A 21637-nucleotide genomic window follows, 5' to 3' on the forward strand; every position below is an offset into this window, starting at 1 on the left:
GGTCTGTGTCCTCACAGATCACAATATCTATTAAGTTTAGGTTTATAGGGACACAGACCTGGCAATTAAATATTACCGCACAAATGCCATGGCCACACCGCCATCAACATTTAAAACATTTCCGGTTGATTTTTGCAACAAACCACCTACAAAAGCGAAACAGGCATTGGCAATATCATCTGGTAATATAATCTGGTTCAACAAGGTACGTTTTGCATAATAAGCCGGCAGTTCTTCAACCGTAACGCCGTAAGCTTTTGCACGGCCTTCGGCCCAGCCACCAGCCCATATATTGCTATCGCTAATCACGGCATCAGGGTTAACCACATTTACGCGGATATTATCGGCACCTAGTTCAGCCGCGTTTAATCTGCTTAAATGTAACTGTGCAGCTTTTGCACTGCCATAACCTGCATTATTTGGTCCACTTACCAAAGCATTCTTACTTACAATATTAATGATATCACCACCAATATCCTGCTTTTGCATCGTATTTGTTGCAGCCTGGGTTACAAAAAACTGACCTTTTACCAAAACATCATATAATAAATCCCAATCTTTTTCAGTGTGATCGGCAATGGTTTTAGAAATGGATAATCCTGCGTTATTTACCACAATATCTACCCCCCCAAATGCCAGTGCAGCGGCATCAAATGCATTTTTAATAGCTGCTTCACTGGTTACATTTAAAATAACAGTACTGTACGAATCTTTACCATATAAGCCCGCAAATTCCCTACCTGCTTCTTCCAGACGCTCGGCATTCATATCATTTAAAATCACTACGCCACCTTCTGCCACAAACTTTTTAGCAATCGCTTTACCAATACCTCCGGCGCTACCTGTAATTAGTGCAATTTTACCGGTAAGCGGTTTAGGTTTGGGCATACGCTGTAATTTTGCCTCTTCCAACAGCCAGTATTCGATATTAAAAGCTTCCTGGCGCGGCAAAGAAGTGTATGCTGAAACGGCCTCAGCCCCTTTCATCACGTTTATGGCATTGATGTAAAATTCTGCCGCAACCCTCGCCGTTTGTTTATCCTTCGAGAAAGTAAACATCCCAATACCCGGATATAAAATTACCACCGGGTTGGTATCGCGAATAGCCGGACTGTTTGGATGCTTACAGGTTTCATAATAATCAGTGTACATCGCCCTGTAAGCTTCAAAAGTAGGTGTCAAGCTAACTTTCAATGCCTTAATATCTGATAAATCGGCATCGCTGGCTAAATCTAAAACCAGGGGACTTATTTTAGTACGTAAAAAGTGATCAGGACAGCTTGTACCCATTGGTGCCAAACGATCCAAATCATTAGAATTGATGAATTCTAAAACACGGGTATCATCAGTAAAATGACCAACCATGTACTGTTTTGAAGAGCACAGCCCCCTTAGTACAGGTGCTATTGCAGCCGCTTGTTTTTTTCGTTTACCGGCTTCGGCACTTTCTATTTTCTGTCCACCGAAAACAGGCCCTTTTTTGCCATAATTCTGATGGAGGTATTCTGAACAGATTTCGATTACTTCCAGGGTATTCAGGTAACTTTCGTAAGCCGTATCACCCCAGGTAAACAAACCATGCGATCCCAGCATAATACCACGGATACCTGGATTCTCGTCTAAACACTGCTTTAACTGCAAGCCCAGTTCAAAACCCGGTTTTTTCCACTCTATCCAGCCAATCGTACCATTAAACAATTCCTGAGTAATGCGTTTACCATCTTTAGCAGCAGCAATAGCAATGGCCGCATCGGGATGCAGGTGATCAATGTGCGCAAATGGCAGAAAACCATGCAAAGGTGTATCTATTGATGGTGCTTTAGAACTCAAATCGAAAATGCAGTGGTTAAATAGTTCAACCATTTCATCTTCATATTCTACACCACGGTAAATATTTTTCAGGCTACGTAAACGATCAACATATAATGCTGCAAGCCCGTTTTTCTTTAAGGTACCTAAATCTCCTCCCGAACCTTTAACCCACATTACTTCTGTTTCTAAACCGGTAAGTGGATCCTTTTCCAATAGCTTACATGAGGTATTCCCGCCACCATAGTTGGTTAGACGTAAATCTGCGCCCAATAAATTAGAGCGATATATCAAGAGGGCAACTTCATCGCCAGCCAGTTTCTCGGCTTCCTCTTCATCCCACAGATAACTTACGTGTTTATAACTTTTCGTATTGATTGACATTCTTATATTTTTGTTTAAATTTTAATTTTTTATTGAATTACCATAACCCACGATAAACACCGAAATGATGATGGTTAAAATGCCAGCCAAAATCGTTATCAGTGTTCTACGAGATACACCTTTCCACTCTTTTAATATCAGCCCCCAAACATTTGCAATTAAAATAATAAAGGCCATATGCAATATCCATGAACTGGCTCCATTACCCATTTTACTTTCGCCCATACCATAGAAAAAAAACTGCAAAAACCAGGTGGTACCTGCCAGTGCGGAAAAAACATAGTTTTTAATCAGCGGACTCTTTGCATTGGTGTAATCGCTAAAAGTTTTATTCCTGGCGTTAAGCACCATACACCAGATAAAATTGGTAGTTAAACCGCCCCAAAGCACAACCACATAAGTAACATTATTCTGAAATAAAAAATTACCGTTTTCAGCAGGATTGGCCGCTTTCCAAATCGAGTTGGCTGCATCAGCCATTGGTTTTCCCGCTTCGATACCAAAGTTGAAGCAAGCACTTAAAATACCCGAAACAATCCCTACAAGTAAGCCAAGCCCGAATTTATATTCGGTTTTCACCTCCATACCATGCGGATCAGCAACAACAGATTTTATCTCTTTCTCTTTCATCACACCTGCTTTACCGCAGATGACGATTCCAACTATGCACACTAAAAGTCCTAACAGTACCATCCGCCCCCAATCGGTATGCAAAAACATCGTAAAAGTATCTTTACCTGTCTCTGGAAAAAAATCAAAATAGATGGAAGGTAAAATAGAGCCCAGGACCATACATAGTCCAAGAATGATGCTACTGCCCAACGACACGCCAAGATAACGAACGCCTAAACCATAGGTCAGGCCACCAATGCCCCAAAGCACGCCAAAAAAATAGGTCAGCCATAAAATGTTTGTATGGGTATCAGCAATAATTGCCGTAAAATTTGGGATGGTTAAAAAAGCAGCCAATGGAGGAACGATTAACCAGGAGAAAATTCCGCCGACAATCCAATAACTCTCCCATGCCCAACCTCTGACTTTTTTGTAAGGGATATAAAAACTTCCGGAGGCAAAACCGCCGAAAAAATGAAAAATTACACCTAAAATTGCCTGCATGTGTTGATTGTATATTTGGTTGCTCTAAAAATAGTAGATACACCAACTTTAACTGTTATGCACTGTTATGGATGAGAAATAATATTTCGGATGGAAGATGCATAATGATGATGGAAGATGTATGATGGAAGATGTACGATGGACGATGGAATTAGATAAGTCCAAAGACAGGGGTTGGGAGCAATAGTTAGTAAAAAATTAACCTTAGTGCGTTTTCCAATTAAATGAAGATTTTGGTCTGCGTTGATTACTTAAATCTGCAGGCCAAAATGGTGTTATAGTTATTAATAAATTGAAGAAGATCAGCGCAGATGATTGTTTTGGCATTGAAATATTTCTCCATTCTGCTACTCTTCAGTCGAAATGACGTTTATTTATTAATTCTCTCCACAATAGATTCAATCACGTCAACCGATCTGAGGATTTTATAATGTCCTACCTCTTCAAATGATTTAGCGTTTACTGCAGGATTTTTTTCTAAGAATTCTTTAAGAAACTGATGGGGTGAAATATGATCGGCTGGATCATAAGCCAGAAAGTGTGTTAAATCAGTACCTGGCTGATAAAGTTCCGCTAGGTTAAAGTGTTCAGCCGGAACTGAAAATTCTTTCGCAAAGTTGCTAAAAAAAATCTCCTGATCTTTTGCAACTACGCTTACCGAATGTAAGCTCTGTTCAAAGTTCTCTTTCAGCCTGATCAATGGTGCAATGCTAACGAGCAATTCAGGAGTTATCTCTAATTCCTGTAAAGCAATTACATTGGCCATGCCACCAAGTGAATGCCCGATAAGAACATCAGGCTGCACATAGTTTAAAGAAATCGCTTTTACCGAATCTGCATATAACATCAGGTTGGAAAACTCTGAAATTGAACTCCCGTTACCAGGAGCATCAAAGGCAATAATTTCCAGGTCTTCTATTTTTCGGAGTTCAATAATCAGCTCATAAAAATCTAAGGCTTTTGAGGCCCAGCCATGTGTTAGTAACACTTTGCGTTTTCCATTTCCCCAGCTAAAACAGTTAATGATCAGGTTGGCTTTGGTGAAATAGGTATCAAAAACGGGAAGGCTAAATGGTTTTGATTCGACAATAAGTTGTTCCTGATGCAGACGTAAAGGCATTTTAGGCGAGTAAAAAATAAATTCGCGCATTAAAGCAGCATCAGGCCGGGCTTGTGTTAGTTTAAGCTCACTTACGATTTGTTTTAGCCTTTTCAACGGTAACTAATCTATACTTAAACCAAATGTGATTTTAAATCAGCTGGCGAATAATTAATCGATTTCAAAGTCTTGTCATCAGATTTTCTGAACACCAGGAATAATCCGTCTACTTCTTTATAATAAGATTCGGTCCCATCTTTTTCTAAATAAAACCGGATGGTTTGCTCAGCCTCTTCTACTGTTTTACAAGCTTTGCTCATATTAGAACGGTGAACTTCGTCAAACAAAGTTTTAAATTTTCCACCCAAACCAAATTCGTGGATGGCGCCTGCCAAAACATATTGCAAATCGCAAAGGGCATCGGCAACCTCTACCAGATCGTCATTTTCTACCGCTTCCTGCAATTCTTTCAGTTCTTCTGCTAAAAGCGAAATACGCAAATTTGCCCGCTGCTTTGAAGGAATTATCGGATTTTCCAAAATGGGATGTTTAAACGTAGTGTGAAATTCTGCAACCTGATTTAGCGAATTGGTTTCTTGCATGATGGTGATTGATTTGATCTTTATGCAGCAAACTTAAAAAAAACGAAAGAAATATTGGGGAGAATTTATACACAGGTCGGTTAACCGGCTAACTTTTTAAATTGGACAACTGCAATTATGAATTGCCAAAAAATTGTTCAATTGTTGAATTGCTTAGCGATTAACTGCGAATTGCCAACTGAAAACTGATCAGAATGGTTAATTGGTTAATTGTTCAAACTAGTTAATTGAAAGATGAATCCCAGCAATTGAACAATCTAACAATTCAACAATATTTAAATCCCTAAATTAACCAGTTAACCGATTTATACAATTAACCAAACTACCCTACTTCTTCCCTTCCCTCACCACTTTAAAAAATTCTTCTTTATAAGTTTCACCAATGGGGATAGCCTGATCGTTGATATAAACTGTATTGCCGTCTATCATCTTGATCTTTTCAAGGGAAACAATATATGATTTATGGATACGGTAAAAGGGTGGCTGAGGCAGTTCGTTTTCCAGCTCGCGCAGAGCCTGATAAGTGACAACCCTTTGAGTGGCGGTATAAACCGAAACGTAGTTTTTTAAACCCTCTATATAAAGAATATCTTCATAATTAACCTTAATAAACTTGTTTTTAGTATCCCCCTTGATAAAAACAAAATCATTCCCCTGGGTTACCGGCTTTAAAGCAGCTTCCTGCTGAGCGGGCACTACGGGCATTAAAATCTGTTGTGCTTTCGTAGCAGCCTTATAAAAACGTTCATAGGAAATAGGCTTAAGCAGATAATCTACCACATCAAGATCAAACCCCTCTAAAGCGTACTCGGGGTAGGCCGTGGTTAAAATCACTTTGCATTTACCACCACAGATCTTCAAAAACTGGATCCCTGTTAACTCTGGCATCTGTATATCTAAGAAAACAAGGTCTATCTTACCCTCCTGAACCAGATTAAGTGCTTCAAAAGCATTGGTAGTGGTTCCAACCAAATCTAAAAATGGAGTTTTGCTGATAAAGCTGGCAATAATATCTGAAGCATATGATTCATCATCAACGGCAAGGCAACGGATCATGGGTTAGGGTTTAGCGGTTAGGGGTTGGCGATTAGCATGAATTAACATTAGAATAGTTTTCAATGATACAAATTATACATCAGAGATTTAAGATCAAAGTACTTTTGTAAGTATTACCGTTGTTGGAAATTAATAACTCGTGTCTTTCAGGATAGATCAGTTCTAACCTTCGGTAGATATTCACCATACCAACACCGCTGGAGTGGTCTTTCTGTGCATGACTGATCTTATTGCTCACCTCGAAACTTAATCTTTTACTCTGCACTTTCAGCTTAATGCGCACTGGCTGAGTTTCATCATTGACCACACCATGTTTAAAAGCATTTTCAACAAACGGGATTAATACCAGCGAAGCTATTTTTTGATCAGCAATTCCCTCTGTTATAAAATCGACGTAAAACTTTGGTTCAAAACGCATTTTAAAAAGTGCTACATAACTCTCTAAATATTCCACTTCCTTACTCAGACTTACTTTACCATCCGGGCTATCGTTCAAGGTATAACGCATCAGGTCTGACAAACGCAAAACAGCATTGGCCAACTGATCTGAAACGGGAATAGCCAGCGAATAAACATAATTTAAAGTATTATATAGGAAATGTGGATTGATCTGCGATTTCAAAAATGAAAGTTCGGCCTTAACCACTTCCTCCTTCAGTTTACGGTTAGCCTGTTCTGATTTAAAGCTCTGTTCAATTCCATATGCCGCAGCTGGTACTACAATAAAAGCTAAACTCCAATAAATATTATCAGATATATAGTTCCATGCCGTTACGCCATCATCATAATTATGAAAACCAAACCATTTTCTATAGAGGATCTCTTCTATTAAATACCGGAGTGATGTAAAAACGGCCATGGTAAATAAAATACCGCCGATTAACTGGGGTAATTTGTTTCTTTTCAAAAATCTTGGATATACCCATGCATAACAAATGTAGAATTCTATCACCTGTATAAAATTAATAGAAATGTTAAAAGCAGATTGTCTGAAGGTTGTGCCATCAATTAAACGACCGCCATAAAAATAGCCCAAAACAAGTAACCAGCCAAGAATATGAATAGAAATGATTTTAATTGTTTTCATAGTCCAAAACTAGACAAAGCTTTTTTCAATGCCTATTTTCTTATTCCAAACGGGCAAATAATTATCCCAACCGCTACATTTTAAGGATGAACGCCAATTATACTTTAAAAATGGATTGGGATAATATTTTAAAGGGTTGGGATCATATAATTTTTAGGGTGACGCAACCACATCATCTTTGAATCGTCAATATTAAAAACCAACACGATGATGAATCCTTTATTTAAATCCATTCTTTTTGCCCTGCTTATTTTTAATTTTCAAACTACTCTTGCTCAAAACATTAAGGTATCAGGAACCATTACCGATAAAAGAAATAAAGCCCTTGATTATGCTTCAGTAGCTTTAATCCACTTACCCGATTCTTCTTCGGTTACTTTACAGGTTACCAATCAACAAGGTGTATACGAATTCAGTAATGTTAAACCTGGCAGGTACCTCATTAAGGCCTTAATGATGGGGTTTGAAAAAAACCAGTCTGTACCATTTGAAGTAAAAGATATGGCTGTAAAAGTCCCAATAATTATACTGGCAGATCAGTCTCAAAACCTGAAAGAAGTAAATATTATATCAAAAATGCCTGTAATTGACCAAAAGGCAGACCGGGTGATTGTAAATGTAGAACAGATGAATACCGCTGGCGATAATGCATTGGAAGTAATCAGCAGGTCGCCAGGCGTAAAACTGGATAAAGACGATAACATCGTACTTAAAGGTAAAAAAGGCATTATTATAATGATTGATGGTAAGATGAGTTATATGACGGGCTTGGAACTGACCACTTACCTAAAATCATTGCCCGGATCGGTATTAAGCAAATTAGAATTAATTTCTAATCCCCCATCTTCTTTTGATGCCGCAGGTACAGCAGGCATCATTAATATCAAACTCAAAAGAAATAAAATGCAGGGATTTAACGGAAACATGAATCTGGGCGGTGGTTATGGCCGTTATGAAAAATTTTTTGGAGGTACCAACCTGAATTACAATGTCGGTAAGGTGAGTACTTATCTGCGCCTAGACGCCGGACATTATAACTCCTATAACAGATTAACCTTAAATAGAACCATTGGGGATGAGCAGTATAACCAAATTAATTTCTGGCACCCGATAACCAACAGCTTAAATTATTCTACAGGCGCCGATTATTTTATCAATGAGAAACATACCTTAGGGGTAATGGTAAAAGGCTTTACGGCTCCTGAGGAAACAAAGGTTAATAGCAATTCGGTAAATTATAATGCTGCAGGTGTAAAAATGGGCAGTACATTAATGTTCAACCCACAAAGCAATACCGAAAAAAACCATGCATTTAACCTGAACTACCGTTTTAAAACGGATACACTAGGCGGAGAATTGGGCTTTGATGCTGATTACGTGAGGTTCGATAACAGCAAAAACGAAACTTTTACCAATAATTATCTTGATGCAAACGAACAGCTGATCGGCAATCCAATCGATTTGCGTAACAAAGGGATGGGAAACGTTTCTATATATTCGATTAAGGCTGACTATAGCTTAAATTTTTCAAAAACATTAAAAATGGAAACCGGCTGGAAAAGCAGCTGGGTAGAATCGCAGAGCGATGTTCGTTTCGATTCGCTCAAAACCGCTGGCTGGATCACCGATCCCCGCAGAACCAACGCCTTTTCTTACAACGAAAACATTAATGCCGGTTATCTTTCCCTTGATCAAAATTTTAAAAACCTACAGATCAAAGCGGGTTTACGTGCTGAACAGACTTTAGGCAATGGCAGTTCTTCCGGTACCAATACCCTGATCAACCGAAAATACTGGAAGCTTTTTCCAACAGTTTTTGTATCCCTAAAACTCGACTCAAACAACCTGATAACAGCTGCATACCGTAAGAGTATTAACAGACCATCATACAGCAGCTTAAATCCGTTTACATTTTATTCAGATCCCTATACTGCCCTACAGGGGAATCCGTTACTACAGCCCTCTTACGCCAATAGTTTCGAATTGAATTATTCTATTAAAAACTTTAGGGTATTGACTTTAAGTTATTCGGTTAACAATGGTTCGATATCGGAGGTGGTTTATCAGAACAATATTACGAAAGAAAGTATTTCCAGACCAGAAAACCTGAACCGTACCACAAACTTTTACATGGCAACGGGGAATCCTTTCGATATAACCAAATGGTGGAACAACAGTACCGAAGTTTCAGCAGGATTTAACCGAACCGAATCAGCTGTACAAGGTAACGGATTTAATGCTTTCTCCTGGAACTGGTCAGTGGTTATGGATAATACCATTACTTTACCTAAAAACTATAGCTTAACCACCTATGCCTTTTACGATTCCCCATCGGTTAATGGTCTTTTTCGTAACTTAGAAAGTTATCAGCTCAATATCGGTGTTAAAAAATTATTCTGGAACAAAAATGCCACACTGGCACTAAAAGTAAACGATATTTTTAATACGAGTAAATTCAGGGCAAACCTGGAGTACAACAACATTAAAACCTACTGGCAAAATGAATGGGAAAGTCGGAGGGTGAACCTAAGTTTCACTTATAGATTCGGAAATATGAAAATTAAAACCGCCCGCAAAAGACAAACCGGAACCAGCGAAGAAGAAAACAGGGTTGGCAAAAATTAAAAAATTAAGATAAAGTGTTAATCGGTTAATGGAGGTGAATTTATTCATTTGTGCTGTTAACCGATTAACCATTTCCAACAGTAAACCAGCTACAAAACCAGTAACATCCAAATATTACAGGCGTAGTGGCCAGAATTACCCATCGGACCTGCGAGTTTTTTAAACCCAGCCTTTTCGTACATGGTGATGGCTTTGGCCAGTTCCGGAAAAGACTCCAGATAAATCTCATTATAACCAAATTGCTGAGCAGATTCTATACTCTTTTCCATCAGCATCCTACCGATGCCTTTGCCACGCGAAGCTGGAAGGGCATAAAATTTTACGAGTTCAACACAACCATCCGGCAGGCCATCTGTTGGATAAATACCGCAGCCACCAATAATAGCTCCGTCTTCTTCCGCAAGCCAGTAAGCCGATTTAGGTTGCTCAAAAAGTGTCGACAAATCGTCGGTTGTCGGATCGGTATAAACAGTACCTGGCCTGTCTACTTTAAATTCCCTTAACACCGTTCTGATCATTGAAGCTGTAGCAATATCATCTGCCGGTGTTATCTTCCTAATGGTTATGGCCATATCTTATCATTTTGTGCAAAATTAACAAACGACCAGTTGTTTTAAAATAAAAGCAAACAAAATACAACTGAATTCCATTATAACTATAAAACAGATTTATACCATGGAAAATGAAAAAGCAATGACACCAAACAGTGATCATCCCAAACCAACAGATGATGTACAACTGGAAATAGAAACCGTTACGCCTTCAACTGAAAAGGAAAAAGTTCAACCAAACGAATCCGAGCAAAAAACCAGAGAAGATGAAGTTGACGAAAAAGCAAAACCAGATGATCAGGCTGAAAAAGCAGACATGACGGAAAAACCAGTTGAAAAAAGTAAAACTGACGATGAGGAAAAACGCGATGACATTGAAACCATTACCCCAAGCGCCTAAGTTAATTTTGGTTAAACCCATATTGTGGCTGAAATAGTTTTAGTATTTTGCCGTTATGAATGATATGAAAAAGAAACTATTGCTTTTTTTGTTTACCATAAGCATTTTTGGCTGTGGCATAAATAGGCAGGCGCAGCAGATTAAAGCGCTGGAAGACTGCACCTATAAGATTACCGGAGTAAAACAGATATCGATTGCAGGCACTGATGTTAAAACATTAATGGACCAGCAAAGCTTTAGTTTAACGAGCTTGCCCGGCGTGGCGTTAGGCCTGTTAAGAAAAGATATCCCTTTAAAAGCAAACCTGAATTTAGAAATCACCAACCCATCAAGCAATTTAGCAGCGATTAACCAGTTTGAATATAAAATATTGGTTAACAACACTGATCTGGCAGAAGGTATTGTCAATCAGCCTGTAAGCATTGCACAAGGTCAAACCGTTACAGTTCCGGTACAGTTAGTGAGCAATATCTACGGATTGATTTCTAATGGTAACGTTTTTAATGATATTATCAAGGCGGCAAAAAAAGGATCATCATCAAAAGATGAAAAATTAGGGTTATTGACCATAAAAATAAAACCAACCTTTATGCTGGGCAATACACCTGTTAAATATCCGGGTTATATTACGATTAATAAAGATATCAGCAGTAAAATACTGTTATAAATAAGCATTAGTATAACAAAAATTAGAATATTGTAATAAGAATAGTGTCATCCTTAGCTTGTCGAAGGACTTTCGATCATGTTATCAAAAGTGTTTCGACAGGCTCAACGTGACATTTTATTTTACAAAACCCACTTATGCTCATGAAAAAGCTTCATTAAAATCTCTTATGAGGTGTCATTACCATTCCCTTAAAACCATTGGGATCCAGTTTTTCATCCAGCTCCCTTAATTGAGCTATAGATAATTTTGGTACTGCTGTGGTTGATGTACTCAAACTGGATGTTTTTTTCACGGTAGTTACAAAATTACCATTCTTAGCATATGTCAATGCGTAATTCAGCAAGGTCTCGGTTTCATCGCCCCATGTTTTGCTTAAATCCTCTGGCGATTCTTTATCAACTGTAAGGCCAGAATAATAACCGCCAATACCAAGTTTGTTTTTGGTTTCAAACTCAGGAATATACATATCTACCTTATCTATTCTGATGGGGAAGAAACCCACAGGCTTACCATACGTTGTTCTGCCAATTAACTTGACATCCATTACCGGTTTTAAGCTATTAATGGTTAGCTCGCTGGCAGATGCAGTTGCGCCCGTTACAATAAAATAAACCCTGTTTAATGTTAAGCCGCCAGATTTTGCAAATTTCTCTACATTATCGGCTGCTGTTGGCGAATAATTTAAATCTACATAAGTAGCATACTTTCCATTTACGCCCGTAGTAAAAGTCTGTAATTTACCCGCATCGTCTAATAAGGGCTGGTGTGCCAAAACAGAGGTTTTACGTTGGGCAGTAGTAATGTTTTGCAGGTAATTGTTGTAATAAGAAGTAAACATCGTATTACCGTTTTCTCCTGCCGGGGCCATCAGATTGATCATTTCAATAGCTGTTGAAACATAGCCCCCGCCATTATAGCGTAAATCAACAACTACTTCACTAACGCCCTGGGTTGCAAAATTAGAAAAAACTGCACTTATTGCGGAAGAAGCATTATTGGTAAAACTATTAAATACGATGTAACCCACTTTTTTCGTACCAACTGTATAAACATTTGTAAACAATATCGGGTTAACCGTGTATATGCCGCTAGATATAACGGCTGTTTTAGGGTTACCGGCAAGATCGTTAAAAGCTAAAGTAACCGTAGCATTTGTACCAAAAATTGCGTTATTTAAAAAATTAACTGCGCCAGGGTAAGTCAGATCGGTTCTTCCGTTCACACTGGTTATTCTACAGCCACGCGTTAAACCCTGCAGTGCGGCAGGTGAGTTTGGATAAACATATTTCACCATCAGATCTGTGGTACTATTGTAGTAGTACTGAACAGAAAAACCATAATCATTGGCAGAACCGTTTACATCGGCTTTAAGCGACCCTGTTTTTCCTGTTGTAGCTGCCGTGTAATCGAAGAACGAATATTTAGGTTCACCAGAAGTACTCACATATTCATATGGCTTTCCTGTTGCCGGATCCAAGGAATACTGTGTCATGGCGTATAGTTCTGCTTCATTCGAACTAAATCTCCTTGGGTTAAATACTTCATAGGTGGGCAGCGAAGTATTCCAGTAATAAAGCTCTTTTCCGTATAAAAAAATAGAATCTTTGGTCAGTTCATCCCGCGTTCCGCTGGGCGTTGTTACAACAGGCGGGACTTCGGTTTCAGGTACTGTATTGCTCTTTTTGCAGCCGCTGATCGCCCCAAAACTTAAAAAACCCAGTGTTACCAGGTAAATGAATTTCTTATTTCTCATAGAAATTATTGTAGTATAATGTTCAATATACGTATCAGGCAATGGTAAAGTTGTTTGAAAATAAAGTTTTATCTATTCTAAACTCAATCACATTCTAATATGGCATGCCTATGCCTGCATAATGAAGTACGTAAATCTACCGATTAAATTACTTTTCATTGTAATATTTATTAAATTTCAAAAGATATTTTAAAAAGTATCCGGATGTTAACCCTTATGCCCCCATAAATTGTCGCCTTTACACCGCTTTAATCAATCAGATCATTTGCAAATTTGTTATAACAAATTAATAATCAACAACATTAATATAGTTCCTAATTAATTTTAGTGAAGAATAACGGTAACTTAAATTCAACCTCATGGAAAAAATTAAATTTAAAACTACAATTAACGCTCCAGGAGAGAAAGTTTGGGATGTGCTTTTTGGTGTAAAAACTTACCCTGAATGGACTGCGGTATTTGCTGAAGGATCGCAGGTGGAAACCGACTGGAAAAAAGGAAGCAGGGCAATTTTTGGTGATGGGAAAGGAAATGGCATGGTTGCGGTGATCCACGAAAATATACCCGGTCAATACCTGTCCATCAAACATATTGGCGAAATTAAAGATGGCCAAGAAGAACTGCATAAATGGGGCGAATCCTTCGAAAACTATACCTTAAATGAAAAAGGCGGAGAAACCGAACTACTGATTGATATGGATATCGTTAAAGAATGGACAGCATATTTTCAGGAAACGTGGCCCAAAGCTTTAGCTAAAGTGAAAGAAATTGCCGAAAATAAATAACATGCTGAAACATAAGACTTAAGAATCTTATTAAACCAAAAAAGCCTTTCATTGCTGAAAGGCTTTTGGAAGTGGTGCCACCTGGATTCGAACCAGGGACACAAGGATTTTCAGTCCTTTGCTCTACCGACTGAGCTATGGCACCATCCGTTTGGGTTTGCAAATGTAGTGTTCTTTTTCTCAAATCCAAAAAAGGATTTCAGTTTTTTTTCTATCAATGCAGCGATAACCTGTCAACTTTTTGATAAGCAGAAAGATCCATTATTTTTTTTTTTTAAACTATTTGTATAAGACACCTACTGGTTCCACTAAACACCGAGCATTTTAAAAAACAGCCTGAAAACCAAAAAAGCCTCTCATTACTGAAAGGCTTTTGGAAGTGGTGCCACCTGGATTCGAACCAGGGACACAAGGATTTTCAGTCCTTTGCTCTACCGACTGAGCTATGGCACCATCCGTTTGGGTTTGCAAATGTAGTGTTCTTTTTTCAAAAGCAAAATTTTTTTTTGATTATTTCATTGTAACGCTGATTATCAATTAATTAATTTTTTATTTTTCAAAAAGCACTTCACCATCGTTTCTTAGAATGAATACAAACAAATATTTTTTATTATTTTTTTATGCATGCATAGCAATTTATTTGGATTAATATCCTATTTTAGCATGACAATCTAATATTGCATGGTAGCACAGATCCTTTTTCTAGTACTTACACTTGCAGCAATTGCGCTGTTTACAGTTAACCTGCGTAAAATAATTCGCAATATCCGCTTAGGCAAACCGGTAAATCGACAAGATCAACCGCAAAAAAGATTAATGACCATGATCCGGGTGGCATTCGGGCAATCTAAAATGGTTGTTCGCCCTATCCCGGCCTTTCTCCACTTTTTTGTTTACATCGGCTTTGTCATTATCAACATCGAAGTTTTGGAAATCATGATTGATGGATTATTTGGCACACACCGTATTTTTAATGGCCTGGGCGGCTTGTATAACTTCCTGATCGGCTCTTTCGAAATCCTGGCCCTTACGGTTTGGGTTTCCTGTGCTATTTTCCTAGTCCGAAGGAACATTCTAAAACTTAAACGCTTTAGTGGTGTAGAGATGAAAAGCTGGCCAAAGTCTGATGCCAACTATATCCTCATCACTGAGATTTTGTTAATGAGTGCTTTTTTGTTTATGAATGCAGCAGACGCAAAACTCCAGCTTATGGGCGCCAGCCATTATGTTACTGCTGGTGCATTTCCGGTAAGCCAGTATTTGATGAACATTTTGCCAGCATCAGAAAGTGCCCTGGTCATGATAGAACGCAGCTGTTGGTGGTTTCACATTATAGGTATCCTGGCCTTCCTAAATTACCTGCCTTATTCAAAACATTTCCATATTCTTTTTGCCTTTCCAAACACCTATTTTTCCAATCTGGAACCTAAGGGGGAGTTTACCAATATGGCTTCGGTTACCAATGAGGTAAAAGCAATGCTCGATCCTTCTTTTGTACCAGCAGAAACAGAAGCAGGTAAATTTGGTGCAAAAGACGTAACCGATTTAAGTTGGGTTAACCTGATGAATGCTTATACCTGCACTGAATGTGGAAGATGTACTTCGGTATGCCCTGCAAATATTACGGGCAAACTTTTATCGCCAAGAAAAATTATGATGGATACCCGCGACCGGATCACCGAAGTGGGCCAGAACATTGATAAACACGGCGCAGAACACCAGGACGGAAAATCTTTATTGGACGATTACATCAGCAGGGAAGAAATCTGGGCCTGCACCAGCTGCAATGCCTGTGTTGAAGCCTGTCCGGTAAATATCGATCCCTTACAGATTATTATGGAGCTTCGCCGTTTTGCCGTGATGGAAGAATCGCAGGCACCAGGCAGTATTAATGCGATGCTGGGCAATATCGAAAATAACCAGGCCCCTTGGAAATATTCTCCGACCGATCGTTTTAACTGGGCGCAGGAGAATTAGCAGTTTTCAGTTGGCAATAAATTAAATAATTACATGAAGTCTTGACACCCGATACTTCATACTTGATACTAGATAATAGACAAATGGAATTTAAAGTCCCTACTATGGCCGAGTTAATGGCCGCAGGTGAAGAACCAGAAATATTATTTTGGGTAGGCTGTGCCGGAAGTTATGATGAAAGAGCGCAGAAAATTACCCGCGACATTTGCAAGATCTTGCATCATGTAGGCATTAAATATGCGGTTTTAGGAACAGAAGAGAGTTGTACCGGTGATCCCGCGAAAAGGGCTGGTAATGAATTTCTTTTCCAAATGCAGGCCATTGCAAATATTGAGGTATTGAATGCTTATAACATCAAAAAAATTGTTACCGGCTGCCCACACTGCTTTAACACCATTAAAAATGAATATCCAGGTTTGGGTGGCAGCTACGAAGTGATCCACCATACACAATTGATACAGGATTTAATTAACGAGGGCAAACTGAAAGCCGAAGGTGGTGAAAGTTTCAAAGGCAAAAAAATTACTTACCACGATCCATGTTACCTGGGCCGGGGGAATGGAATTTACGAAGCGCCCAGAAAAGCTTTAGAGGTACTTGATGCGCAGCTTGTAGAAATGAAACGCTGCAAAAGTAATGGCTTATGTTGCGGTGCCGGCGGCGCGCAGATGTTTAAAGAACCAGAAAAGGGAAATAAAGATATCAACGTAGAACGTATTGATGAGGCTTTAGAAACCAATCCACAATTTATTGCAGCAGGCTGCCCATTTTGTATGACAATGCTGAGCGATGGCATCAAACTAAAAGATAAAGAACAGGAAGTTAAAGTGCTTGATATTGCTGAGATTACAGCAAGGGCAAACGGTCTGTAACGATCGTTTTAAACTCACTTAATAAAAGTGGTATCATAAGCGTTATTTGCGCTTCAATCTGTCAGGTTGAGCTAAGCCTGTACTGAGCTTGACGAATGTATCGAAACGCTTTAATCTGTAGCTAAACAGCGCTTTCGATAAGCTACCAATAACAAATGTCTTAGAAATTTCGTCATTGCGAGAAGGAACGACGAAGCAATCTTTGCAGCAAGGATCGCCAGCATGAAAGATTGCTTCGTAGGCTGAAAAAGCCTTCTCGCAATGACGATTGTTGAGTAGATCAATATAGTTGAATGCTCCTGTAACCATATTAATCTTCAATATCATAAATCCCCCATCTGGATAACAAATCGAGATGAATGATACAACCTCTTTTATAAACTTACAGTTATAATTTGCTATACCGCATCAGATAAGGAAGTGAACGTAAAATCCCGTATCCTCAATGGCGGCAACAGATAGTTTGCTTCCGATTCAGCACTTACTGTTCTTTCGGCTATTCCGATCTCATCCAGGTTATTCAGCATAATAATCGGACTTTCATTGAAACGAAAATTCTTGACCGGAAACTTGATTTCTCCATTTTCGATATAAAAAGTGCCATCTCTGGTTAGCCCGGTTAATAACAAGGTTTGTGGATCTACCGTACGGATATACCATAAACGCGTAACCAATATGCCTTTTTCTGTTCCCTTGATCAATTCTTCCAAGGTTTTTGTTCCACCTTGCATAATAACACCTCCTGGACTTGGTATGGACTTAATTCCGGTTTTCTGTGCCCAGTATCTCGAACTGTATAAATTTTTTACTACTCCTTTTTCTATCCAGTTTACTTTCTCCTGGGGCCGCCCGTCTCCAGCCCATGTAGATGTTGGCAGCTCTGGGTTCCAGGGATCTGAATAAATATTCACCCGCTCATCCACCAACTGTTCCCCTAACTTTGTTTTCCCACCGGTTTTACTCATAAAACTCCTACCCTCATCTGCCTGCCGGGCATCCAAAGAGTAGAATAAATCTTCTAACATTACCGCTACAGCAGTTGGTTCTAAAATAACAGTATACTTACCTGGTTCTATTGCTTTCGCTGTTACCGACGACATTGCTTTCTTTGCTGCTATAGCCGTATCGGCCTTTGCATTCAGCTTACTGAAATCGTTATATCCCCTTGTAGCATAACCTGAGCCTTTGCCATCATCAGTCCTCACCGTAATATTAAAAGCAACGTCAGTTGAAGTATTATAGGCAAATAAACCCTTACTGTTCATTATTGCCGAGCAACCCACGCTGTTCGACAAAAAACCTGCAGCATTCAGTTTGTTATCCATAGCCTGTTTTAAACTGGCCTGTACGGCATCGGCTCTATCCTTTGGCGTAACAGCCGCAGTAGCAGGAGAAAATGTGGGTGAATCGGGACCATATTCCTGAGGCCCGAGAAAAGGCATAAATTCAGGGTTTTCCGGTGCAAGCTGCGCAAGTTCTTCCGCCCTGCGCACTACTTTTTCTAATGAAACATCATCAAATTCGTTGATGGTTGCTGTACCCAGCTTTTTCCCGAAGGCTGCACTCACCACCAAACTATTGGCACTAATACCACCACTGGTAGAAACCGCGTTTCTGGCATACCTCAGGTTGCCGCTATCTGAACAATTTAAATTTACTTCACATTGTTCTGCTTTAGAGTAAGAAAGTACTTTGGTCAAAAGTGCCCTTGCTTCTGCTTTGGTTAAGATTGGCATAATTTCTATCAGATTTTTCTTGCGGTATTGATTACATTAACTTTATTAAAACGCGTGGTTGCCGATCCGTGAGATACAGCACTTACCTGTCCAGGCTGGCCCTTACCATCAAAGAACGAGCCGCCCAGGCGGTAATCGCTCTGATCGCAAATGGCCACACAAGAATTCCAGAATTCCTGCGTATTGGCCTGATAAGCCACATCTTTAAGCATGCCAACAATTTTGCCGGCTTTAATTTCGTAATAAAGCTGACCGCCGAACTGAAAATTATAACGTTGCTGATCGATAGAAAAAGATCCGTCGCCAACAATGTAAATACCTTTTTCCACATTTTTGATCTGATCGGCTATACTCAATTTAACCTTACCTGGTTGTAATGAAATATTGGCCATACGCTGAAACTGAACACTGCTCCAGTTATCGGCATAACAACATCCCTGCGACGCATTTAAGCCTAATATATGTGCCTGATCTCTGATCGCCTGGTAATTCACCAGGATACCGTCTTTAATGATATCCCATTTTCCACATTTCACCCCTTCATCATCATAACCAACAGCGCCTAAAGAGCCTACTTCGGTCTTATCTGCGGTGATATTCACTTCTTTACTGCCGTAATTAAATTTTTTAGATTCCCATTTATCCAAAGTCAGGAAACTGGTTCCTGCATAATTGGCTTCATAGCCCAATACACGGTCGAGCTCTGTAGGGTGACCACATGATTCGTGAATGGTTAGCCATAAATGTGAAGGATCCAATACCAGATCATACTTACCCGGCTCTACCGATTTTGCCTTCATCTTTTCACCTACCTGCCGAGCAGCCTGTTTAGCATCTTCAAGCATATCGTACCTGCCTTTATACAGTGTACCGGAAGCCGTTTGTATCTTATCCTCAGGCCTTGCATTTAAATATTCGTAGCCTTTACCTGTAGGCGCACTTAGGGCATTCCTGGTTTCGAACTTACCACTTTCCTTATCTATTTTAGTGATAAAGAAAGTAGGCCAGATGCGATGGATATCCTGATCGATATAAGAACCATCAGTGGAAGCAAAATATTTTTGTTCGTTTACCGCAAATAAGATGGAGTTAATGTAGTCTGCACCGCCCTTCAGGGCCGCATCATTCACCGCCAGCAATAAATCTACCTTTTCCTTTACAGGTACCTCAAAAGTGTTTTTCTCAATTGGTGCTTTCCAGCTTACCTCACCGTATCCTTTTTGCGGTGCCAGCTTTACAGGCTCCCTTAACAAACGGGCATTTTCTTTGGCAATAGTTACCGCAAGTTCAGCAGCTTTGGCGATACTGTCTTTATCCAGTTTATCCGTTGCTGCAAATCCCCAGCTTCCGTTCAAAATTACCCTGATACCGATGCCATATGATTCGGTATTCACAATATTCTCTACTTTATCCTCACGTGTAACCACATATTGGTTCAGATACCTGCCTATACGTACATCGGTATAAGTTGCTCCTTTTGATCGTGCCGCATTTAAGGCTACATCCGACATGATTTTTTTAGCCGCAGGATCAATATGTTCTAAAGCCTGCTCGGGGGAAATCTCTTTCCCAAAAACCGGAATGGCTGGGAGCATGGACGCAGCAGCGCCTACACCGGTTAAATAAATAAAATTTCTACGCTTCAAGATGAGATGGTTTAAATATAGCTGAATATAAGTCTTTTAACTTATTATTTGAAATTTTCTGTTTTAAATTTAACTGAATTTTAATGAAGCAGTATGCCTAAAATAACATCACTATAAAACCGTTTCTTATTTTTCAGAAAGCAATTGCAGTATTCAACAGGTTAAAATCTTCATGCGCAACCTCCTGCCATAAAAAACAGCCTCAGTCCGGTCAGGTTTAGCTTGTCATTTCCTGCTACCAGTCTGGTTTTCCAGGCACCAGGCCCGGGTTTCTAGCCCTGATCGGAGCGGGCATCACCCGATCCTTCATTAGCGATAAAGCGGAGCGCAGGAATAACTCTAAAAAAAACGAATGACACTGCGCTCCAAAAGCAACCAAAATCTTTATATCACCATGCAATTCTTGCTTATTCTTGCAAAGCAATTGCCATATCCCGAATATTAATTCTCTATCTATGGCTTCTGAAGATTCGAGACCTCTGCATTGATTTTATTCAGGTTATCGCGGATCAGGTTTAAATCTTCGGCTTCGATATTCTTTAATGGAATAATAAGCTGTGTCGCCATCGAGTCTACATCACCTCCCCTGTCTTTATAAGTCTGCACAATCACATCATCACCCCTGGTATGGATATATAATTTTCCTGCGGTGGTTGTACCATAATAGTCCATATCTTTGAATTTCGACAGCTTAAATGCGAAATACTCCGTTTTACCGTTATTAAAATATCGCTTGTATCGGCAAAAGCCGTTGTTGGTAACATTTAATTCGTAGCGTTTTATCCTGTCACTTTCCTGGCTGCTATCGTAGTGGTCGGTAAAGGTTTTTTGAAGATAGCTGGCACATTGTTCCATGGATTCGGGGTCAGAAAAAGAGCATAAAAACAGACAAGAAGCCGAAATAAGGGATATTTTCAAGCAGCATGTAAACTTTTTCATCGGGCTAGCGTTTTTAACACAGCAATTTAATTAAAATCGTAAATTTGTATATGAGTTTTTCTCCACAATCAAGAGTTTGGATATACCAAAGCGATCGCAAATTTACTTCAGGCGAAGAAACTGAGATCTTAAACAAGCTAACCTCCTTTACTAAGCAGTGGAAAGCACATGGAAATGAGTTGCTAGCCAAGGCAGAAATACGCTATGGCTTTTTTATCATTCTGATCGTTGATGAGAGTAGGGCTGGCGTTACCGGCTGCTCTATTGATAGCTCTGTTCGCTTAATGAAAGAAATTGAACAGGAATACCATGTGGATCTTTTTAACCGTTTCAATATTGCCTATAAAGTAAATGGAGAGGTAGTGGTAAACAGCAAAGAGGACTTTGAAACTTTGGTAAATATTAAACAGGTTACACCAGAAACCACAGTATTCAACAATATGGTACAAAACCTGACCGAGTTAGAGACGAAATGGGAAGTTCCCTTTAAAAACAGCTGGCATTCTACTGTTTTTGCTCACTTGTTATAA

General features: G+C 39.3%; 19 protein-coding genes and 2 tRNA genes. 7 read left to right on the top strand and 14 right to left on the bottom strand.

The window, feature by feature from the left end:
- Nucleotides 1-72: 72 nt before the first annotated feature.
- The 6 genes from ACIQXP_RS03260 to ACIQXP_RS03285 all read right to left on the bottom strand — a co-directional run bounded on the left by ACIQXP_RS03260 (nt 73) and on the right by ACIQXP_RS03285 (nt 7153).
- The gene (locus ACIQXP_RS03260; protein WP_293741775.1) at nt 73-2193 is read right to left on the bottom strand and encodes a bifunctional aldolase/short-chain dehydrogenase; all 2121 of its coding nucleotides are present in this window, start codon (nt 2191-2193) and stop codon (nt 73-75) included.
- Nucleotides 2194-2214: 21 nt separating this feature from the next.
- The gene (gene rhaT / locus ACIQXP_RS03265; protein WP_387504062.1) at nt 2215-3309 is read right to left on the bottom strand and encodes an L-rhamnose/proton symporter RhaT; all 1095 of its coding nucleotides are present in this window, start codon (nt 3307-3309) and stop codon (nt 2215-2217) included.
- Nucleotides 3310-3679: 370 nt separating this feature from the next.
- Entirely contained in the window at nt 3680-4525 is an 846-nt protein-coding gene (locus tag ACIQXP_RS03270; protein WP_387504061.1) for an alpha/beta fold hydrolase, read from the bottom strand.
- A gap of 17 nt (nt 4526-4542) precedes the next feature.
- The gene (locus tag ACIQXP_RS03275; RefSeq protein ID WP_145856252.1) at nt 4543-5010 is read right to left on the bottom strand and encodes a pyrophosphohydrolase domain-containing protein; all 468 of its coding nucleotides are present in this window, start codon (nt 5008-5010) and stop codon (nt 4543-4545) included.
- A gap of 327 nt (nt 5011-5337) precedes the next feature.
- Nucleotides 5338-6066: a LytR/AlgR family response regulator transcription factor gene (locus tag ACIQXP_RS03280; protein WP_387504060.1), complete on the bottom strand. Its 729-nt coding sequence runs from the start codon at nt 6064-6066 to the stop codon at nt 5338-5340.
- A gap of 79 nt (nt 6067-6145) precedes the next feature.
- Complete coding sequence (locus ACIQXP_RS03285) at nt 6146-7153, bottom strand: sensor histidine kinase (protein WP_387504059.1); 1008 nt, start codon at nt 7151-7153, stop codon at nt 6146-6148.
- A gap of 207 nt (nt 7154-7360) precedes the next feature.
- On the opposite strand from ACIQXP_RS03285, the gene ACIQXP_RS03290 reads away from it, so the two are divergent.
- The gene (locus tag ACIQXP_RS03290) at nt 7361-9778 is read left to right on the top strand and encodes an outer membrane beta-barrel family protein (RefSeq protein WP_387504058.1); all 2418 of its coding nucleotides are present in this window, start codon (nt 7361-7363) and stop codon (nt 9776-9778) included.
- 89 nt (nt 9779-9867) lie between these two features.
- On the opposite strand, the gene ACIQXP_RS03295 is transcribed toward ACIQXP_RS03290, so the two are convergent.
- A complete protein-coding gene (locus ACIQXP_RS03295) occupies nt 9868-10350 on the bottom strand; it encodes a GNAT family N-acetyltransferase (RefSeq protein ID WP_387504057.1) in 483 nt (160 codons plus the stop codon).
- Nucleotides 10351-10453: 103 nt separating this feature from the next.
- Here ACIQXP_RS03295 and ACIQXP_RS03300 point away from each other — a divergent pair, with 103 nt between their 5' ends.
- Both ACIQXP_RS03300 and ACIQXP_RS03305 read left to right on the top strand, forming a co-directional pair.
- Nucleotides 10454-10729, top strand: coding sequence for a hypothetical protein (locus ACIQXP_RS03300; protein WP_387504056.1), 276 nt, complete (start codon nt 10454-10456; stop codon nt 10727-10729).
- Nucleotides 10730-10793: 64 nt separating this feature from the next.
- Nucleotides 10794-11396 (top strand): hypothetical protein, encoded by a 603-nt coding sequence (locus tag ACIQXP_RS03305; RefSeq protein WP_387504055.1) that lies wholly within the window; start codon nt 10794-10796, stop codon nt 11394-11396.
- 157 nt (nt 11397-11553) lie between these two features.
- On the opposite strand, the gene ACIQXP_RS03310 is transcribed toward ACIQXP_RS03305, so the two are convergent.
- Entirely contained in the window at nt 11554-13152 is a 1599-nt protein-coding gene (locus ACIQXP_RS03310; protein WP_387504054.1) for a S41 family peptidase, read from the bottom strand.
- Between the two features lie 359 nt (nt 13153-13511).
- Here ACIQXP_RS03310 and ACIQXP_RS03315 point away from each other — a divergent pair, with 359 nt between their 5' ends.
- Nucleotides 13512-13937 carry an SRPBCC domain-containing protein gene (locus ACIQXP_RS03315; protein WP_387504053.1) on the top strand — a complete coding sequence of 142 codons (426 nt, stop codon included), beginning with the start codon at nt 13512-13514 and terminating at the stop codon, nt 13935-13937.
- A 72-nt stretch (nt 13938-14009) separates the two neighbouring features.
- On the opposite strand, the gene ACIQXP_RS03320 is transcribed toward ACIQXP_RS03315, so the two are convergent.
- Together ACIQXP_RS03320 and ACIQXP_RS03325 are read right to left on the bottom strand one after the other, a co-directional pair.
- Nucleotides 14010-14082: transfer RNA gene (locus tag ACIQXP_RS03320), tRNA-Phe, on the bottom strand.
- A gap of 235 nt (nt 14083-14317) precedes the next feature.
- Nucleotides 14318-14390: transfer RNA gene (locus ACIQXP_RS03325), tRNA-Phe, on the bottom strand.
- A gap of 228 nt (nt 14391-14618) precedes the next feature.
- Between ACIQXP_RS03325 and ACIQXP_RS03330 the strand changes: the two genes are divergently transcribed.
- Both ACIQXP_RS03330 and ACIQXP_RS03335 read left to right on the top strand, forming a co-directional pair.
- On the top strand, nt 14619-15914 hold the full coding sequence (locus ACIQXP_RS03330; protein WP_387504052.1) for a 4Fe-4S dicluster domain-containing protein: 1296 nt from the start codon (nt 14619-14621) through the stop codon (nt 15912-15914).
- Between the two features lie 83 nt (nt 15915-15997).
- The gene (locus ACIQXP_RS03335) at nt 15998-16786 is read left to right on the top strand and encodes a (Fe-S)-binding protein (protein ID WP_387504051.1); all 789 of its coding nucleotides are present in this window, start codon (nt 15998-16000) and stop codon (nt 16784-16786) included.
- Between the two features lie 42 nt (nt 16787-16828).
- On the opposite strand, the gene ACIQXP_RS03340 is transcribed toward ACIQXP_RS03335, so the two are convergent.
- The 4 genes from ACIQXP_RS03340 to ACIQXP_RS03355 all read right to left on the bottom strand — a co-directional run bounded on the left by ACIQXP_RS03340 (nt 16829) and on the right by ACIQXP_RS03355 (nt 21107).
- Nucleotides 16829-17095, bottom strand: coding sequence for a hypothetical protein (locus tag ACIQXP_RS03340; RefSeq protein ID WP_387504049.1), 267 nt, complete (start codon nt 17093-17095; stop codon nt 16829-16831).
- An 89-nt stretch (nt 17096-17184) separates the two neighbouring features.
- Nucleotides 17185-18522 (bottom strand): TldD/PmbA family protein, encoded by a 1338-nt coding sequence (locus ACIQXP_RS03345; RefSeq protein ID WP_387504048.1) that lies wholly within the window; start codon nt 18520-18522, stop codon nt 17185-17187.
- Nucleotides 18523-18530: 8 nt separating this feature from the next.
- Nucleotides 18531-20168 carry a TldD/PmbA family protein gene (locus tag ACIQXP_RS03350; RefSeq protein WP_387504047.1) on the bottom strand — a complete coding sequence of 546 codons (1638 nt, stop codon included), beginning with the start codon at nt 20166-20168 and terminating at the stop codon, nt 18531-18533.
- 453 nt (nt 20169-20621) lie between these two features.
- Nucleotides 20622-21107, bottom strand: a complete 486-nt coding sequence (locus tag ACIQXP_RS03355) for a hypothetical protein (protein ID WP_387504046.1) — start codon at nt 21105-21107, stop codon at nt 20622-20624.
- A 50-nt stretch (nt 21108-21157) separates the two neighbouring features.
- On the opposite strand from ACIQXP_RS03355, the gene ACIQXP_RS03360 reads away from it, so the two are divergent.
- Entirely contained in the window at nt 21158-21637 is a 480-nt protein-coding gene (locus tag ACIQXP_RS03360) for an ABC transporter ATPase (protein WP_387504045.1), read from the top strand.

The sequence above is a fragment of the Pedobacter suwonensis genome (assembly GCF_044762335.1).
Classification (GTDB): Bacteria; Bacteroidota; Bacteroidia; order Sphingobacteriales; family Sphingobacteriaceae; genus Pedobacter.

Bases quoted from the DNA above. Each gene is read 5' to 3' on its own strand.
- ACIQXP_RS03260 (WP_293741775.1), bottom strand. From the start codon at position 2,193: ATGTCAATCAATACGAAAAGTTATAAACACGTAAGTTATCTGTGGGAT.
- rhaT (WP_387504062.1), bottom strand. From the start codon at position 3,309: ATGCAGGCAATTTTAGGTGTAATTTTTCATTTTTTCGGCGGTTTTGCC.
- ACIQXP_RS03275 (WP_145856252.1), bottom strand. From the start codon at position 5,010: ATGCAAGAAACCAATTCGCTAAATCAGGTTGCAGAATTTCACACTACG.
- ACIQXP_RS03280 (WP_387504060.1), bottom strand. From the start codon at position 6,066: ATGATCCGTTGCCTTGCCGTTGATGATGAATCATATGCTTCAGATATT.
- ACIQXP_RS03285 (WP_387504059.1), bottom strand. From the start codon at position 7,153: ATGAAAACAATTAAAATCATTTCTATTCATATTCTTGGCTGGTTACTT.
- ACIQXP_RS03290 (WP_387504058.1), top strand. From the start codon at position 7,361: ATGATGAATCCTTTATTTAAATCCATTCTTTTTGCCCTGCTTATTTTT.
- ACIQXP_RS03295 (WP_387504057.1), bottom strand. From the start codon at position 10,350: ATGGCCATAACCATTAGGAAGATAACACCGGCAGATGATATTGCTACA.
- ACIQXP_RS03300 (WP_387504056.1), top strand. From the start codon at position 10,454: ATGGAAAATGAAAAAGCAATGACACCAAACAGTGATCATCCCAAACCA.
- ACIQXP_RS03305 (WP_387504055.1), top strand. From the start codon at position 10,794: ATGAAAAAGAAACTATTGCTTTTTTTGTTTACCATAAGCATTTTTGGC.
- ACIQXP_RS03310 (WP_387504054.1), bottom strand. From the start codon at position 13,152: ATGAGAAATAAGAAATTCATTTACCTGGTAACACTGGGTTTTTTAAGT.
- ACIQXP_RS03315 (WP_387504053.1), top strand. From the start codon at position 13,512: ATGGAAAAAATTAAATTTAAAACTACAATTAACGCTCCAGGAGAGAAA.
- ACIQXP_RS03330 (WP_387504052.1), top strand. From the start codon at position 14,619: ATGGTAGCACAGATCCTTTTTCTAGTACTTACACTTGCAGCAATTGCG.
- ACIQXP_RS03335 (WP_387504051.1), top strand. From the start codon at position 15,998: ATGGAATTTAAAGTCCCTACTATGGCCGAGTTAATGGCCGCAGGTGAA.
- ACIQXP_RS03340 (WP_387504049.1), bottom strand. From the start codon at position 17,095: ATGGTTACAGGAGCATTCAACTATATTGATCTACTCAACAATCGTCAT.
- ACIQXP_RS03345 (WP_387504048.1), bottom strand. From the start codon at position 18,522: ATGCCAATCTTAACCAAAGCAGAAGCAAGGGCACTTTTGACCAAAGTA.
- ACIQXP_RS03355 (WP_387504046.1), bottom strand. From the start codon at position 21,107: ATGAAAAAGTTTACATGCTGCTTGAAAATATCCCTTATTTCGGCTTCT.
- ACIQXP_RS03360 (WP_387504045.1), top strand. From the start codon at position 21,158: ATGAGTTTTTCTCCACAATCAAGAGTTTGGATATACCAAAGCGATCGC.